This is a genomic window from Dermatophilaceae bacterium Sec6.4 (genome assembly GCA_039636865.1).
Lineage (GTDB): Bacteria > Actinomycetota > Actinomycetes > Actinomycetales > Dermatophilaceae > Allobranchiibius.
The window spans coordinates 1,974,267-1,991,953 of sequence record CP144172.1 but is presented as its reverse complement, the minus strand read 5'-3'; the positions used below and the strand labels follow the sequence as shown (position 1 = coordinate 1,991,953).

Annotated in this window: 9 protein-coding genes; 2 read left to right on the top strand and 7 right to left on the bottom strand. The window is 65.4% G+C overall.

Features of this window, described 5'->3' with window-relative positions:
• Positions 1-19: 19 nt before the first annotated feature.
• Together dacB and V3G39_09590 are read left to right on the top strand one after the other, a co-directional pair.
• A complete protein-coding gene (gene dacB, locus V3G39_09595; GenBank protein ID XAS74927.1) occupies positions 20-1,642 on the top strand; it encodes a D-alanyl-D-alanine carboxypeptidase/D-alanyl-D-alanine-endopeptidase in 1,623 nt (540 codons plus the stop codon).
• Entirely contained in the window at positions 1,639-3,327 is a 1,689-nt protein-coding gene (locus V3G39_09590) for a D-alanyl-D-alanine carboxypeptidase (protein XAS74926.1), read from the top strand. The genes dacB and V3G39_09590 overlap by 4 nt, the downstream gene beginning before the upstream one ends.
• Before the next feature lie 16 nt (positions 3,328-3,343).
• On the opposite strand, the gene V3G39_09585 is transcribed toward V3G39_09590, so the two are convergent.
• The 7 genes from V3G39_09585 to V3G39_09555 all read right to left on the bottom strand — a co-directional run bounded on the left by V3G39_09585 (position 3,344) and on the right by V3G39_09555 (position 17,440).
• Complete coding sequence (locus V3G39_09585) at positions 3,344-4,801, bottom strand: SagB family peptide dehydrogenase (GenBank protein ID XAS74925.1); 1,458 nt, start codon at positions 4,799-4,801, stop codon at positions 3,344-3,346.
• Positions 4,798-7,131: a TOMM precursor leader peptide-binding protein gene (locus V3G39_09580; protein ID XAS74924.1), complete on the bottom strand. Its 2,334-nt coding sequence runs from the start codon at positions 7,129-7,131 to the stop codon at positions 4,798-4,800. The genes V3G39_09585 and V3G39_09580 overlap by 4 nt, the downstream gene beginning before the upstream one ends.
• Before the next feature lie 52 nt (positions 7,132-7,183).
• On the bottom strand, positions 7,184-9,817 hold the full coding sequence (locus V3G39_09575; GenBank protein XAS74923.1) for an NHLP bacteriocin export ABC transporter permease/ATPase subunit: 2,634 nt from the start codon (positions 9,815-9,817) through the stop codon (positions 7,184-7,186).
• Positions 9,814-12,021 (bottom strand): NHLP family bacteriocin export ABC transporter peptidase/permease/ATPase subunit, encoded by a 2,208-nt coding sequence (locus V3G39_09570; protein ID XAS74922.1) that lies wholly within the window; start codon positions 12,019-12,021, stop codon positions 9,814-9,816. The genes V3G39_09575 and V3G39_09570 overlap by 4 nt, the downstream gene beginning before the upstream one ends.
• Positions 12,018-12,815: an HlyD family efflux transporter periplasmic adaptor subunit gene (locus V3G39_09565; protein ID XAS74921.1), complete on the bottom strand. Its 798-nt coding sequence runs from the start codon at positions 12,813-12,815 to the stop codon at positions 12,018-12,020. Before V3G39_09565 ends, V3G39_09570 begins: the two co-directional genes overlap by 4 nt.
• Before the next feature lie 74 nt (positions 12,816-12,889).
• Complete coding sequence (locus tag V3G39_09560; GenBank protein XAS74920.1) at positions 12,890-13,177, bottom strand: NHLP leader peptide family RiPP precursor; 288 nt, start codon at positions 13,175-13,177, stop codon at positions 12,890-12,892.
• Positions 13,178-13,384: 207 nt separating this feature from the next.
• Complete coding sequence (locus V3G39_09555; GenBank protein ID XAS74919.1) at positions 13,385-17,440, bottom strand: glycine-rich protein; 4,056 nt, start codon at positions 17,438-17,440, stop codon at positions 13,385-13,387.
• Between the last annotated feature and the right edge of the window lie 247 nt (positions 17,441-17,687).

Below are 17,687 nucleotides of genomic sequence, written 5' to 3'. Positions count from 1 at the left end.
GTCGGAGCACTCTGGTTGAATGCGCACTCGATTCGGTATGGCGATCCTCGTGGTCGCCTGTACGGCCACCGCCTGTTCCAGCGGCGGTGGTCAGACGCCCACCTCGCCCGCCGGCTCGTCCAGCCCGGCAAGCTCATCCGACACAGCGCGCGCGGTGTCGCTGCCGGCGTCGGCTCAGAAGATCATGGCCAAGCCTGCATATCAGGGCGCCCGTTGGACCTACGAGGTCAGCGACCTGAAGACCGGCAAGGTGCTGCTCGCCAACAGGCCCTCGGAGATGGCGTTCACTGCCTCGACTGCGAAGCAGTTCACCGTCGGAGCGGCATACAACACGATCGGCACCAACACCAAGCTCACCACTCCGGTCTACGCGACCGGTACCGTGACCAACGGTGTCCTGCACGGCAACCTGGCACTCGTTGCTTCCGGGGACCTGACGATGGGCGGTCGCAACGCACCGCAGGGTCGGGCCGACGAGTCGTTCAACGAGGCACACATCGACCACGTCTACGGCGACCTCGCACCCAATGCCGTCAAACCCCTCGGCCACCCGCTCGCCGGTCTGGACAGCCTCACGCAACAAATCGCCGCGAAGGGAATTCGGAAGGTCAGCGGCAACGTGCTCATCGACGACAGACTGTGGCAACCCTTCGCCGGAGGGGAAGGCACCGTCCAGCCGATGTTCATCAACGACAATGTGCTCGATATAACCGTCACTCCCGGCGCGTCCGGTGCCCTCGCAGCCATCGCCACCAGCCCGGTCACCACGGCCTACCAAGTGATCTCGAAGGTCAAGACCGGGGCCGGCTCGAAGGTGGCACTGCAGGTCGAGCCCGACACACGCCAACCGCACCGACTGGTAGTCACCGGCACCATCGGGGCCAGTGCCGGGCCACGGCTGACCATCTACCGCATCCCAGACCCGGCGTCGTGGGCCCGTACGTTGTTCATCGAGTCACTCAAACGCGCCGGCGTCACCGTGACCGCTGACCCGTTGGCCACCAATCCCGCAGACCAGTTGCCCTCCAAGAGCAGCTACCAGCCCACCCGACAGGTGGCGAAATTCACCTCGCCCCCGCTGTCCGCCTTCGGTTCGCTGATCCTGAAGACCAGCTACAACACGGGCGCCAACGCCATGCTCTGTCTGCTCGCCGTCCATCAGGGCTCCACCGACTGCTTAGCCGGGCTCAAGCCGATCCGCGCCATGGTCGACAAGGCCGGCCTGACCGCCGCCGACGTCGTGCTCATCGACGGGCAGGGCGCTGACCCGGCCTCAGCATCGCCCGCGCAGATGGTCACGTACCTGCGCTGGACTCAGACGCAACCGTGGGGAGCGACGCTGAAGGCAGGACAACCGGTCTTGGGCGAGAGCGGGACGCTGGCCAGCAGTGGAGCAAACAGCCCCGCCAAGGGCAAAATTCAGGCCAAAACCGGCACCAGCGCGCACCTCGATCCGGGCAACGACAGGGCGCTGTTCAACGTCCAGCGGCTCGCCGGATTCATGACGACCTCCGACGGTCGCCAACTGGTGTTCGACATAGCCATGAGCAGCGGCACCTACCCCGATGTACAGACCGGCATCGGTCAGGCAGGCAACGACGTAGCGGCTGTGGCCGCCGCGATCCAGCAGGCCGTGTCGTGACCGCCCGCAGATCGCGGTGGCGCACCTCAACGGTCGCCGTCGGGGTCCTGGCCACCGTGAGCGCGTGCACGACGAACGGCTCGGGCGCGGCGCCACGCTCGAGCACCGTGCCACCGCCGAACACAGGGCGCAGCACTGCAGCCGCACCAAGCGATCTCACCAGTGAGATCAACGCAATCACCGGCAATGCGCGCTATTCCAAAGCAAGCTGGAGCGTGGTGGTCGCCGACCTGGGCACCGGGAAGTCGCTCTACACCGAGCATCCCGACACATTGGCGTTCACCGGATCGGTGCGCAAGCTGTTCTCGGTCGGACTCGCTCTGAAGACGTTGGGCCCCGACCACCGCACGACAACCCCCGTCTACCGCACCGGCACGCTCGACACAGCCGGTGTGCTGCACGGCAACCTCAACCTGGTCGGCGCCGGCGATCTCACGCTCGGCGGACGACGCACCGCCAATGGCGCTCTGGCCTACACCGACTTCGATCACAATGACGCGAACAACCTCGGCACCGCGAGCCTGACCCCACAGGACCCGCTTGCCGGCGTGGATCAACTGGCCCGGCAGGTCAGAGCCGCCGGTATCACCACTGTCGACGGCGATGTCGTGATCGACGACCGGCTCTTTCCCGCCTACCGAGTGCCGAACAACGACCTGCTCATCACCCCGACCATGCTCAACGAGAACATGGTCGACGTCACCATCACGCCGACCCGCCCCGGACAGCCCGCCACGCTGCAATACCGGCCCAAGACAGCCGCGTTGAAAGTGATCAGCAGCGTGCGCACGACCGCGGCGGGAACCACACCGACCGTCTCGGTGCCCGACGTCAAAGCATCAAACGGCCAATCTGTGACCGGTCTCGTGACCTGCGCTGCCACGGTCGGCTGTACCGCGAGAGTGAGCGGCACCATCCCCGTTGACTATCGGGCACCGCTGTCCGGCGACCGCAGCTACGTGGGCACGTTCCGCGTCGAGGATCCCGAAGCCTTCGCCCGCACCGCGTTCATCCAGGCCTTACAACGCATCGGCGTCAAGGTTGCCACACCCACCGTGGGGCCGAACCCGACCGCCACGCTTCCCGCCTCGACGAGTTATCCGAGCACGAGCCGTGTCGCCGCCCTGATCTCACCGACCTACGCGCACCAGGCGAAGCTCATCCTGAAGGTAAGTCTGAACCTCGGTGCCAACCTCGCGCTGACCCAGTTCGGACTGACTCAGGGAGACAAGACCCGGTCCGGCGCGCTCGCGGCGGAACGCAAAGCCGTCATAGGTATGGGCGTGCCGGCGAGCGGCTTCGACTTCCCCTCCAACGGCAGTGGCAGCCCGGACAGCCGCGCCACCCCTCTCGCGATCGTCAAGCTGCTCACCATGATGAGCCACACCAACGTCGCAGGGATCTACCAGAACGCACTTCCCGTTCTCGGCGTCGATGGCTCGCTCGCCCACACCGGCACCGACCTCGCCGCCAAGGGACACGTCTACGCCAAGACCGGCACGACACTGCTCGATGGAAAACTCAAGGCGCAGACCCTCGCCGGGTATGTGGACACCCTCGCCGGACACCGACTCGCGTTCGCGATCTGTCTCAACGACTACGGCCCGATCAACAGCATCAACGATGTTCTCCCGGTGTTCAGCGACGAAGCCGCCGTGACGGACGTGCTCTACCGAAAAGGCTGAGCAGTGGGGAGCACCATCACGTTCCCAGCAGAAATTCACCGACCGAGGATTCCTCGTAAAGGCGGGTTCCCGCGGTACGAGCAAAGAGGAAAGAGTCCCCAGCTCCGACCGGACAACTGCCGAGGCCCATCGCGGTTGCCGCGAGTTGCATCGTCGCGAAGAGCACGCCGACGTTCTTCAGTGTCAGCGCATAGGCAATGCCTTCGTATTTCCAGCTGAGGCGACGAAAATCTGCCGCGAGGATCACGAGAACGGGCGGTGGAGTCGTCAGGGTGGCTGCCCCTCCCCCTTCACGCAGCAGTCGATCGACATCCGGGTTGGACGGGGTCACGAGGATCAGTTCGTGGTCGAAGGGGTCGTAACGATAGAGCCCGGCGGGCAATCCTTCGCAGTCGGCGACTGCCAGATACGTGGTGAGTTCATACAGGCCACCGGCAGCTGGGTAGGGGCGCGATGGCCTCGGGTAGCTGTCCGCCTGCTCGACCGTGCCTCGCCACCCTCGGACCCTCATCGTCCGGTACAGGAATTCGCTCAGCTGGGCAATGGTGAGCGGGCTCAGGTTACGTCGGGAGGAACGGTCCTCCATCACCTGCGCGAAGGGGGGATCAGCGGCCATCACAGCCGCCAGATCCGGCGGGGGAAGGATGACCCTGGAGTCCGTGCCCGACCCGCTCGCGGTGCGCTCACGGTCCCCCGCAGCAGCAGGGGCGGGTCGCGCACCAGCGAATCGGTATGTTCCGCCGCGCGGCTCATCCGGATGGGCCATCCGACTACGGTCGTGCAGGAGCAGGTCGTGAAATTCCCATTGCGACAGTGCTGGATCACGATCTTCGGCGAGCAGGTCGTCATCGCCGACCTCGGCCAGGAGGCCCGCCCGAAGGAGGACGGCGACCAGAGTATCGAGCTGCGCGGCGCCGAAGCCGGGCGTGACAAGAACCGTGTCGGCAGCGTCAGCCGGTGTGATCGGCACGACGAAGGCAGCGATCACCGCCACAGCAGCCACCGTCAATTCGGCTCGCATATTCGCGCAGGGCGACTCCAGAATCATGCCGCGCGGGCCCCGGTGAAGTACCGCGAATTGGGACAGCTGCAACCGGGCCGGACAGGGTGCGGCAGGAGGGCCCAGCATGAGATTCGGAGCCTCCGGCGAGGTCGGCACCACATCCGCGACCAGCGTGCCGTCAGGGGTCAGCAGACGGTAGCTGAGAAAGCCACGCCGGCTGGCCCGGGCAGCCCAAAACATCCATCTCGCCAGGCCTGTCGTCCCCGTCGGGGCGACCGATGCCTCGCACTCGGAAGGCGTCGCCGGCCTCCTGATGAGCAGGTCGACGGGAGCCCGTTCGGGAGTGCCTGCGCGCGGGAGGGCCAGCGCCCCCCACCTGGCCTCCAGCATCTCGATCTCTTCGCCGTCGGCGCCGATCCTCGTCCGGCGCTCCACCTCGGGGCGCAGCGCAATCATCAACGGCACACTCACAGGAACATCGCAATGGGGTTGAGATCGGCCTCGGCGGTGGGTGCGTCGAGCCACCCGCGTTCGACCGGCACGTCGTAAAGACGTCCGGGAGCCAGTCGGGACCAGAACGGGCGGATGCCCGGCACGACGACACGCACGACCGGCATCCCGATGTCGGGGCGCGTTTGGTCCAGTACGTGCATGGCGAGGCCGGCCCGTTCCAGCCGTTGACGACAGAGCAGGACATTCGCTGCGAGGTCTTCATCGACTCGGTTCGGATGGTCTGTCGCCCGCCACGTGGGCGCGGCCGGATCGGGCAGCAGGTACGGCTGATTGGCGACCGTTGCCGTGCTCATCCAGCTCTCCATATCCCGATCCAGTCCGGCATCCGCGCTGCTCGGATCATCACCGGTGAAAGCCATCTGATTGAGTTCGGTGAGCGCCCGCAGCACGGCCAGGCGACTGTCGAGGTGAGCCCCGAACGCCATCAGGATCCGCTCGGTCGGGTGGTCCACCCGGCGTGAGAACGCCGCGATGGTGGGGATCTCGAGATCAGTGGTCAGATCCAGCGCCCACACCTCACGCCCGCGCGCCCGATAGCTCGCGATCAGTTCCTGGACCCACGGGTCACCCATCCCGACGAGATCCACACCTGGCTTGCGCAACCGGTTGTACCACCAGAGGGCCACCGAGTCGCGCTCCACCAGTTCCAGGGTGCCCTGCAGGATCGCCTCGGTCAGGGTGTTACCCGCAGCGCAGCCGTTCGAGTCCGCGAAAACACCCGAGTTCGGCTCACGGGAGCCACCGAAGTATAGGCTCCCGGTCGGTAGGAGCACCTGCTGTTCCCAGGACAGTGACCATAGCGGGGTCCAGTCCGTGACCGTGTCCTCATCGAAGCGGGCGGGGACGAAATTGAACCAGGAATCTGCCGCGTTGAGCCGTTCGGCATCCTTCAGTTGGGCGGCGCTGAAGAGCATGCACGCATTCGGATGAATCGCCGAACTGCCCAGACTGCGCATCGACCCTCTGACACGCTGCTCGTCGCCGGTGCTCATCCCCGAATAGCGCTCCAGTGCCTCACTCAGCGCGCCCACTCTGGCCTGCGCCGCTGTGGTCCCCTTACCGGCAGTAGACGCCCGCAGGCTGCGCCGCAGTTGGAGCAGGCTCCTTATGGGCAGACCGAGGTTAGCGCCAGAGTGCCAGACATGCATCCCTGGATCCGGCGTGCGCACCGGTTCGAGCATGCTGGCCACTCCCGTGATCGCACTGACATGGTGTCGGTACCGACGGAAGGTCTCGTCCGCCGTAACGGTCCGGAAATCCCCTTCTCTGCCGTCATGTACCGGTTCGGCTGTCGGTCTGATCGGGGTCGTCGGGCGTGGTGTGGGATCTCCGCAGGCGCCGCACTGCGGTCGACGGACCAGGACGTGCTGCGTCGCGCTCCAGTCCACAATGTCCAGTTCCGTCAGCACCGCAGAGTCTCCTGGCGCACCCTCGACGGTGGGCCTGCTCAACCCACCAAGGATCTTCACGACTTCCATCGCGGCGATCCGGGCGGTCAACTGAACTGCTGCCGGAGTCGTGACTGTCGGCATCACGATCGGATCGCCGCCTGGAAGCGATGAAAGAAACGACGCGACGCGTCGATGCGAGTGCCTGCGCGCCATGAGACATTCCCAGCACGGCGAGTCACCATCCCTGAACAGGGGCCCGAGCCAGAGCCGGCGCGCACCGGGCCATACCAGGAACCAGGTGACATGGGCTGCCAGGCAGACTCGATTGACTGCTGCAAGGTCGGTGTCGGTGTAGTCGCCCGCGAATACCAGCAAAATATCCGGAGACTCCAACTCAAGTGTCGGCAGGTGCCTGGAGGTCAGCACCTGGACGCCCGCCGCTTCCAGGCAGCTCGCCGCGGCGTCGACAGTTTCGGGGTCAACCCCCTCGGTCGCACAGATCTGCACAGTGCTGCGCATCGCATCGACGGCTGCACCCGGGTCCGCACCCAGCTCGAGCCACCAGGCCCGCTCGACAAGCTTCTCCTGCGTCGCAGTCGGAACAAGAATCCCCCGTTGTTGCATCCGCTGGATCGCGAAGTACACCTGTGCAGCGGGAAGTGTTCCGTCCAATGCATCCACCACATCATCCGACGTCCGTCGACCATTGATGAGCGGCGCGACGGCCTCGTACGCAGCACCGCGCAGCAGCACAGTGTCCTCACCGCGAAGTACGTAGACGCCATCTCTCGGGACGACACGCAGCACGACGCGCGGATCGAGCGCCCACGCGTGATCCGCGCGCACGGCACTGACCCGACGCCGATCCTCAGGGGTAGGCGTTGCTGGGTCTGTCATGCTTGTCTGCACTCTCTCATCGGGCCGTTTGCGGATCGTCGATATCGATCGTTCACGTCAATTGGCGACGTGCCTGCGAGGCGAACGCGCCGTTCAGCGCCATCAGTTCGTCGTACGATCCGTCTTCGACGATCCGGCCCTGTTCCAGGTAGTAGATACGGTCGGCGTCCATCACGGTGCTCAACCGGTGGGCGATGAGGATGCGGGTCGCGCGCACCTTGACGAGACTCTCGGCGACGACGGCCTGCGTCGCATTGTCCAAGGCGCTTGTCGCCTCATCGAACAGCAGGATCCGCGGACTCCCGGCCAGAGCTCGAGCAATCAACAAACGCTGGCGTTGACCACCGGAAAACGTGGATCCGCCCTCGCTGACCGCGGTGTACATGCCCATTGGCATGGCGCGCAGGTCACCTGCGAGCCCCGCCCTCTCCGCGGCACGCCACGCGTCATCAACCGTCAGGTTCACCGCCGATCCGATGATGTTGGTAAGAACACTGCCCGGCAGCAGTTCCACCGACTGCAGCACCACGCCCAGTTGGCGACGCACGGCACGGATATCCAAACCGGACAGGTCCTGGTCGTCGAAGAAGACTGCACCGTGCTCCGGTTCCTCAAAGCCGAGGAGCAATCTGCCGAGCGTGGACTTACCCGACCCGGATGGTCCGACGAGCGCGATCGAGCTTCCTGCCGCAACCCGGATGGAGACGTCGTCCAGTACCAGTGGCCCATCGGGCTGATATCGGAAGGAGACACTGCTGAACTCGATCCTGCCCTCAAGGATGCCGGGGTCGAATTTCGCGACGTCTTCCTCGGGTACCTCCGCGAGGATCGGCCGTAGGTGCTGCAGACCAGGCAGTGTGCGCACCACGAGGTTGAACGAGTTGGCCATCGTCACCATCGCGACAGCAACTTGAGCGTAGGCGGCGTTGGCGGCCAGGAACGCGCCCGGCGACAGCGTCGACCGCGGGCTCAACCCCACGACCGCGAACAAGACGATCGCGGAAACAACTGGAAACGCCGCGGTCACGACGCCCGTGAGGTTCTCCACGCTTCGCACGGAGTTCCAATGCCGACGCTTGGCGGTGAAGAGCTCAGCCCAGCGATAGAAGGCCTTCTCCTGCACGCCGGCAACCCGCAGCTTGCTGATCCCGCTGACGAACTCCAGCAGCATCCCGTTCAACTGGCCGGCGAGGTCCTCGACCGCCTGCATCCGATGCAACTGCACTCGACCAGCCAGGATGGTCACGACGATCATCATGGCGAGAAGAATCGTGGCCGCGATTCCCAACTGCACGCTGTAGAACCAAATGAGACCGAAGCTGAAGATCGAGAAGGTACCGCCCAGAACGGACGTGACGGCCGATCCGCTGATGAGCTGCACCATCGACTCGCTCGACAGCACGCGATGAGCGAGGTCACCTGCGCTGTAGCGGCGGAAGAATGACGTCGGGAGGGCGAGCAGCCTTCCCCAGATGGCCGGGCCGAGGTAGCGATCAAGTCTGCCCTGCACCCGTAGTACGGCGATGGAGGTAGCCAGTTGGAACAGCGCACCCGCGACGGTCGCCACCAGAAGTGCCGCCGTCAATTGCACGAGCTGGGAACGGTTGGCCCCTGGAATCACGCTGCCGACTATCTGGCCCGTGACCAACGGCACGGCCAACGCCAACAACCCCGAACCACAGGTGAGACCGACGAGCATGAGCAGGTCCGCTCGGGTCTCGGCGAGCCCGGCCCTCAGTAATGTCCTGATGCTCAACGGGCCATCGGGCAGCGGCCGGTAGATCACGAATGCGTCGCGTTCGAGGCTCGCAGCAAGAGGACCGTCGACCGGCCGTCGGGCAGACGCCGCTGTATCGACGAGTTGATACCGCCCGGATCCGACTGGAACCAGTGCTACCGGATGATGTCCGACTTCAAGGAACGCAAGCATCGGCCCGCAGTCCTGACGCCACCAATCCTCGTCGAGTCGGACCCGTCGGGTTCGCAGACCACAGGAGCGGGCAAGGGCGGTCAACGGGTCCTCATCCGCAGCACCCGAGGACGGCATCGTGAGCGAAACTCCTTGAGCGTTCGCCACCACTTGGAATGCGCCGACCAGGACTGACTCGCCGGTTTTCGTGCGCGGTGGCTGGTCGCCATCCGATCTGAGCAATGACCCGAGCTGCTCGAGGCCGGCTGCGAGTGCACCACCGCGGGTGGCACGTTGCGCGGACACCCGCGCGAAATCCTCAGACTCGATCTGCTCGCGTCGGTGCGCAATGGCCCGGTTCAGGGTCATCTCCTGCGCTTCGGAACCAGATGCGTCAGCTACTCGTGCCGCGGTGACAGAACCGCCTACGAGGGACCCCGCGAGTTCGGCGAACCACCGGCGACGAGCTTCTTGCGCTTCATCGGAGACGATCGGAACGATCTGAACCGTGGAGTCAGGTCCGCCGACGGCGAGCAGTCGAAAATCGTGGTCAGCCTCCTCGTGGGAGCCGAACAGAAGTGTGCCCGGGGTCGCGGTCATCAGGTGCAAGCGTGCAAGGTCCGGGCTGTCCGATGCCGCGACCGCGAAGACCTCGACAATGCCGCTGGTGACACGCCACGAGGATCCGGCTCCGGACAACACGAGCGGATGATCCGCGCCGACTTGTCGCCGCCCGCCCGAGTCACCTCCGAGCGCATCCTGCTCGATGGTGGTCATCTGCGCACGGCGATATCTGCGGGAAATAGTCGGCTGTAGGGGCCATCACAGCCGATCATCTGCTCGTGCGTGCCGCGCTCGACGATGTGACCGCGGTCCATCACGACGATCTCATCGCAATCTCGAATAGTGCTCAGGCGGTGCGCGATGATCAGTGTGGTGCACCCCCGTCGGCGAATGTTCCGATCGATCAGTTCCTCGGTGTGTGGATCGAGCGCGCTGGTCGCCTCGTCGAGGATGAGGATCCGTGGATCGCCCACGAGAGCTCGCGCGATATCCAGCCGTTGCGCTTCGCCCCCGCTGAAGTTCGATCCGCCCTCACGCACCGTGGTGAGGTAACCGTCCGGGCGTTGAGCGATCTGGTTGTGGATGCCGGCGTCTTGCGCCGCATGGACCATCTGCTGCTCCGCGACGGTGTCGTCCCAGAGCGAGAGGTTGTCCCGCACCGTGCCGCTGAACAGCGTGATGCTCTGGTCGACGAGAGCCACGGAGGCGGTGATCGTGTCGAGCGGCCACTGGTCGCGGGGCCTACCGTCGAAGAGGATCTGACCGCTCCATGGTCGGTAGAGGCCTGCCACGAGTCGAGCGACGGTCGACTTCCCACTGCCTGATCCGCCGACAACGGCGACCCTACTGCCCGGTCGCACCACCAAGCTCACGTTGTTCAGCAACGGCGGCTCCAGCAGGCTGTACCCGAAGGTGACATCCCTCAACTCCAGCTGGCCGACCAACCGAGCGGGAGCTGGTGTCACCCCCTCCGAACTGTCGAACGCGTCGATGAGGTCGTCTACCGGGTTGGCCAGTACATCGTTGAGCCGTTCCAGGTCTCCACTGATCTCCTGCAGCGAGCCGCCCAGTTGGACGAATCGACCGATCGGTTCTGAGGAGCGCGTCATCAGCGTCTGAAAAGCGATCAGGGTGCCGAGGCTCAGCGCACCGTTGACGACGGACAACCCGCCCCAGCCGAGGATCGCGACCGTCGTCAATGCGGCCAGAAGTGGAGGAACGACGAAGAGCGGAAGGGATGCCGCGCCGAGCTCCTGAGTGCCCCGCACCGTCTTGGCGTGCAGTCCAGCAACCCGCGTGAACAAGTCGGATTCCCTGCCTGCTGCCTTGACCGACTCGATCGACTTCAGGCCGCTCATCGCGCTGCCCAGCAGTGCTCCGCGATCTTGCAGCACCCGCAGGTTGCCCTCCCGTCGCCGCCGGCCGACCGAGCGCAGGACCAGGACGTTGACGACAGCTGCGGCGACGCCGACGAGCGTCAGCGCGCTGCTGTAGCCGAACATGACGATGAAGTAGAAGACGACGACGACGGAGTCGATCAGCGCTGCTGCGACTTCGGTGGACAACAGAATCGCAAGGCGATCATTGCGAGGTACCCGCCCAGCAACTTCGCCGGGCGAGCGTTGGGCGTAGAAGGCGACCGGAAGCCGCAGGATGTGCCAGAGGAAGACGCTTGAGCTGTGCAGGGAGAGCTTGGTCTCCAGGCGGAGCAGATAGTGGGCGCGCAAGGCAGCGAGCACGATGATGGCGACCGCGGCACCGGCCAGCAGCCCCAGAATGGGCCAGATCGCGCCCGGTTGATCCGCGACCAGGACCTGATCGACGAACGCCTTCGTCAGGACAGCCGCCGCGAGCCCCGGGATCACCAGACCTAGGCCGGCGAGCACCGCGAACACAAGACCACCGAGCGAATGCCGCAACCGACGCGCGAGATCCGCGAGGACGTTCGGTGGCGAGCCGCCTCGTCGAAAGTCCGGGCCGGGTGCTATCTGAAGGACGACGCCCGTGAACGAACGATCGAACTCCTCCTCGGTGACCACTCTCGAACCGTGACCCGGGTCGTTGAGGAACCACCGGCCAGGTGCGTAGCCCTCCACGACGAGGAAGTGGTTGAAGTCCCAGAACACGATCACCGGTAGAGGACCGGATCGCAGCTCGTCCAAGTCGTGACGGACACCTTTTGCCGTCATCCCGTAGGTGCGAGCGGCCTTGACGATATTGCTGGCCTTGACGCCATCGCGAGAGACGCCGCTCACTTGGCGCAGTTCGTCCAGAGGAACCCATAGACCGTAGTGAGCCAGGATCATCCGCAACGACGCGGCGCCACACTCGGCGGACTCCATCTGCAGGACGGTCGGCGTACTCTCCCGCCGCTTCTTGCGGATCGCGGGCGCCGCCGACTCCTGTGTCACGCTCACTGCGGTGACCGGGCGGAGGGAAACAACAACGAGATCGGGTGCCGAACTGCGGTGATCACCGACGCGTTGACCAAGGTGCCGGCACTGAGTGGTTCGGGTGGACCGCTACCGGAGGTCCAGGACAGGCCCGATGGCGTGGCCGATGATGCCCTCAGCTTCACCTCCACCTGGATGACGGGGCCCGCTGCAATGACCAATGAGGCGATGTCGGGATTGTTCAACAGCGCGTCGACGCCGGCTCGGGTCACTGGGAAGCTGCCGACCTTCTCGACGGTGCCGAGAAGGAGCCCGTATTCCTCAGCGGGCACGGTGGTCACCGAGAGTTGAACTGTCATACCTTTCTTGATGGGCTGACGACCGGTGACGGGCACGTAGACGAACGCATGTAATTCCTGATCGCGGGGCTGAATTGTTGCGATCGGCGAACCGACCTTCAGTTGATCGCTGGGATAGGCAAGCATCTCTTCGATCCGCCCGTCGGTCAGAGCCTTGATGGTGAGGCCTTTCCCACCGTCGGTCTGAAGAGTGGCAAGGCCCTGACCGGCTCTGACTTCGTCACCCGCCGATACCAGGACCCGGGTGACCTGGCCGGCTTGCGGCGTGACGCTGTTGAACGTTCCGTACTGGGTAAGGAGAACGCCGGGCCCCGGGAAAGTCGTCCGCGTGGTCCCGAACAGCGTCCATGCCACAAACGCGACCAGGACCAGCCCGACGGCTCCGAGAACAACCCAGCTGCGCGGCCGCGTTACCCGCACGAGGCCGTCCAGTTGCTCCGGGCTCGAGAGATGTGCCATAGCGTTTGCGCGGAACTTAGCTGTGGCCACAGCCCACCCCTCTTATTCGATGAATCCGACAGCCCGCGTGCGTCCTACCAGATGGGCCCGTCTTTGGTGGCGCACGGGAAACTCAGGTACCCGCCCGCGACAGAGTCGAGTTCTTCGTCAGTCAGCTCCGACGGGCGCTGCGGGATCGTGATGTGCAGGACGGTGTCGTCGTCTTCGACCACTACCACCCGCTTCCCGTCCGGTACGTGTACTCCGTTGGCCTTCAGGACTGCAGTCGGGTCGGCCATCAGCTCCGCGTGGAAATCCGCGTCGCCCCAACCACGTGCAACTACTGCTGCGAGGGCCTTGTTCTCTGCCTCGTGATCAACCACGGAATGCTCCTGTCAATTGTGAGAGAAGGGGGTTCCTCCTCAGCAACTTCATTTTGATCCACGGCGAGTGCAGTCACAATGGACCTAGGTCCACTCCAGAACCACCGGGCGACTGCGGATCGCACCGTGCTCCGGCACCGAGTGCCGCAGGCTCGCCGCACTCAGGCGCCTGAACGGCAGTCGTGAGACGTTTACTTCGACGAGTCGCTAAACACGCCTTCGCCACCGCGCCGCAGCCAGCACCGCGCCAGCCAGCAACAGCAGGCCGGCCAGGATCAGCAACGGCAGCTTGTACGCCGGCCCCCGGCTCTGCGAGGACGCAGCGTGCGTGCTGTTCGCCAGCGCCCGGCCCTGCGAGGGCGCAGCAGCCTTGCTCGTGGGCGACTGGCTCTGCGGGGACGCAGCGGCGGTCGTGCGCACGGGCGCTGGGCTCTGTGAGGACACGGCAGCCGTGGTGTTCGCCGGCGCTTGGCCCTGCGAGGACGCAGCAGCCTTGCTCGTAGGCGACTGGCGCTGCGACGACGAAGCGGCGGTCGTACGCGCAGGTGCAGGGCCCTGCGAGGAGGTAGGGCGCGGTGCGGACGCCCCAGGGCCGGCAGCGCGCACGGTGAGATCGAGGCTCGCCTTGAGCCGGCTGCCGACGGTGACCGTGAACCGGTATTGACCGGCCCGGGTGGGGGTGCCGGAGAGCATGCCGCCGCGGCTCAACGCAAGGCCGGCCGGCAACTGCTCACCCGGCGCCAGCGACCAGTCCGGCGCACCACCGCCGGTGGCGTTGAGTACGGCTCGGTATGGCCGTCCCACGGTCGCAGCTGGTAACTGCGATGTGGTGATGGTCGGTGGGTGTGCGCCGAAGACAGGGCCGTCATCGTCGACGCATTTGGTTGCCCGGTTGATGGAGATGCCGACCTGGCAGGTGATGTTGTGTTCCAGTCGCCAACGTAGAAAGAGGTACGGCGCGTACAAGCCGGATTCGGTCATCTGCTTCATCAGCTCGGTCGGCAGCGGTGAGGGAACTCTGTCTAGGCTAGAGACCAGGATGATGTCGTGGGCTGGTTTGAAGTTCAGTGCAGGAGCCGCGACCTTGAATCCATAGGCACTACTCGGATAGGCAAATTTGTAGTATTTTCCCGATGCGTAGGCCTGGCACACCCTCTTACTGAACGTGACCGACGAGTCCACGCACCATTTTTGAAGGTCATCTGTTGGCGCTCCCTGCGCTTCGTAGCGATGGTTGTAGACAAGCGGGACCAGCGCGCGGTAGTAACTGAGCCTGATGGCGTTGGTCGCAACCGTGACGTACTGCCCGGCGTCCGCCGCGCTCACGTCCCACTCCGGCTCGTGATGAAGGAGCCCGTCGGCGACCACGGATAGCTTGCCCCAGTCGTCGTAGACGTAATTGAACGTCTGCGAAAGGCTGGTCAGTGCCGCGGCGAACGTCAGGGCTGTCTTCTCCCCGAGTTTGTCGACCGTGGTGCTGAGCAGGTCCTTCCCGTCGCCGTTGGGCTCATCGGCCAGTTCGGTGCTGAACTTCAGGACGGCGTTCACAACGCCGAGGGCAGCACCGATTTCGTGTTGCCCGGTTATTTCGGCGGCGATGGTGAAAAGTTCCAGAATGAAGCTGGCGATCGAGACGCCTAGTTTGGTGTTGTCTGCGACCTCCGGGATCGATTCACGGACCTGGGCATAAACGCTTTTCAACGTGGGCTGCAACATCTGCTGCTGATCGCTGAGCAGAGTGCGCATTCCAGCCTTGAGGCCATCCACCACGAACACATCGCCCAGTTCGGTGTTCAACTGTGCTTTCACTGCGCCGAACGCGCGCTTGTCGAACCCGAGACCGGACTTGTACGCCACCCCGCCCTTGGGATCCATCGCCTTCTGCCAGGTAAGGATGGTGTTCTGGTTGGCGTTGTACTGATCACGGATGTTCGTGCACTCATCGCCGCAGGTCTGCTGACTCAGGTAGGTCAATGCTTTCTGCTGAGCGTCGTACTCCGGGCCGGGCGCGGGTAGCGGCCAGTGTTTCGGCGCCTGAGCGATGACCTTGTACAGGCCATAGTTCGTCACGCTCGGCTGATTTCCGTCCTCCATGACCGGAGCATTCGAGGTGAGCGAGGAGTACCACATGTTCTGCTGACCGCGTTCCAGCACACCCTGTAGCTGCCCGGTCGAGCCCTTCGCAATCTGCGGGCTGGCCTCGGGTGAGTCCAGCGACAGTCCATTCGCGATGTCTTGGGGCGGGGCCAACATGCCGACCAGCGCATACCGTGGTGAAGTGCCCAGCCCGTTGATCACGCTCGGGGTGGCGCCGAACGGTCGCAGCGCCGCACCCAGCGTGCCGTAGGGCACCGAATAGCTGACAGAGACCTCCGCCGGCTCATGGGTGATCACCGGCGCCACCGTGCCACCGGCCGGCACCAGATCCGACCCGCCGCCACCACCACCGGCGCCGCCGCCGCCGCGGTGTCGGCCCGTTCCGCCGCCTCCCCCGCCGAAATAGCCGCCGCCCCCTCCGCCACTGGCGCCGAAATTGTCGTCGGTATACGTTCCGGCACCGCCCACACCCAGCGTGCCCGCCGTGTACCCGGTCAGGGCGCCGTCCCCCGCCGTTCCGCCCTGGGTGGCGGTCCCCGGGTGTCCACCACCGCCGTATCCGGTGCTGCGGTTTCCGGGCACCCCGTTGGAGCCGCTGCTGCCGGCATCGCCACCGTCACCGCCCGCGCCCGCGTCATGAGAGTCGCCACCAGCACCCCCTCCGCCGGCCGCCACGATCAACCGCGAGTCCAGGGAGGCGGTGGAGTTGCCGGTCGCGCGGGACATGGTGCGAACATCCGACGCGCCGCCGCCGCCGCCCCCAGGCCATCCGTACGAGGCATACGGCCCGCTGCTGCCGCCGTTACCGCCCCCGTTCCAACCTCCGCGTCCACCGTCGCGCCGCCCGCCGCCGGCGCCCGTCCCGCCCACCTCGACATAAAGGGTCTGGCCGGGTTTGACCTGTGCATCCGCGCCAATCGGTAGCTGAGTGGTGGTCACTCGGTTGGGGTCGCCTCCCTGGCCACCGTCATCGGCCTGATTGCCGTAAGCGCCCTGCAGTCGGATCTGTAGCTGGGAGACGGGGTAGCCGCCCATCTGACGCGGGACGGTGAACTGCTGCTCGGAACCGTCCTGCTCATCACCCGTCGGTCGGTAGGTACACGTGACCGTGAACGCCGCGCTCCCGACGCACGGCTTCGGAAGATCGATCGGACCGGGCGACAGTGCACTACCGCCGACCGGGTCACCGACCGTGGCGAGGAACACCAGCACGGACTGGTTGTCCGCGGCCCTGAGCCGAGCCAGGTCGCTCCCCATCCGGTACTGCTCGCCCTGATCGTTGTTCGTCGCGTACAGGGTGTCCGATACCGGCGCGAGGGTGCGGCGATCGACGACCAGCAGATGGAACCCGCCACTGAACCCGCTCGGCCTGCCCGGCACCGGGTAGGCGTGACCGTCGAGCACGATCGCCCCGCCCGCCGCGATGTCATAAGTGACGTAGTCCTGCATGGTGAGGGTGAAGTTGCCGTGGTTGTCCGGGATAAGCGTGCCGTTGATACTGGCCGCGGTGGCACTGCCGGCAGCTTCGTTCGCTTCATCGACCAGGGGTTGTGTCGCGGTGTGGGCCTGCCCCGACGACAAGCCAGGGATCCCGAATACGGAGAACGACGTCTTGGCCAGGTCGATCGACGCAAACTGCTGCGCGGGTACACCGATCTTGCTCAACGCGTCACCCAGCCCTGGCAGAGTCCGCGAATCCCCACCCGGTCCGCGGTTGAGAGTGTTCACGACGGTGATCTGCTCGTCGCCGATTTTCACCAGCGCGTCCTTGAGCTTGGTCGCGTCACCGGCCGAACACAGCGGGTAGACCGTCGACCCGTCGTGAGTCTCCTCCAGGCTCTTACGCTCGAGCTGCAGGACCCACACCCCGGTCGAACACGCCCACGACCCTGCTGTGGGCGCCGGATACGTCTTGTCACCCACGCTCACCTGCAGGTGATCCCCCGGCTCGGCAGGCTTGACCGCAGCCACCCTTGTCCGCAGCGCGAACGAGGGATGCACCACCGCACCGGCGCCGGCCCGCACCGGGCCGGCCCACAAACTCCCCGACGACGTACTGGGCGCAGCCTGCGCCACCGCAGGAGTGAGCGCACACACCATCCCTGTGACGGTCAGCGCCGCCAGCGCCCGCACCCACGCGCCAAAACCACAACCACCTATATACATGCATAGGAGCCTGCCCACTGCCGGGAAACCACACCATAGACCTAGGTCGCGACCACCACTCCGGACACAGGTCTCGCGCCGCGCCCGGTTCACCGTTTTGTGACAGCTGCTGGGACAAGCAGCGGTTATTGAGGACGCGAGGTGAGACCTCGGCGCATTAGAGACTCGTCCCTAGGACCACCCGGGACCGGGCCCCAGCGAAGCGCAGAACAACATGCCCGGCGCCCCGCCGATCACCGAACCGTCA

Excerpts from the sequence above, each read along its gene's own strand:
- dacB (XAS74927.1), top strand. The coding sequence starts at position 20 with ATGCGCACTCGATTCGGTATGGCGATCCTCGTGGTCGCCTGTACGGCC.
- V3G39_09580 (XAS74924.1), bottom strand. The coding sequence starts at position 7,131 with ATGACAGACCCAGCAACGCCTACCCCTGAGGATCGGCGTCGGGTCAGT.
- V3G39_09575 (XAS74923.1), bottom strand. The coding sequence starts at position 9,817 with ATGACCACCATCGAGCAGGATGCGCTCGGAGGTGACTCGGGCGGGCGG.
- V3G39_09565 (XAS74921.1), bottom strand. The coding sequence starts at position 12,815 with ATGGCACATCTCTCGAGCCCGGAGCAACTGGACGGCCTCGTGCGGGTA.
- V3G39_09555 (XAS74919.1), bottom strand. The coding sequence starts at position 17,440 with ATGTATATAGGTGGTTGTGGTTTTGGCGCGTGGGTGCGGGCGCTGGCG.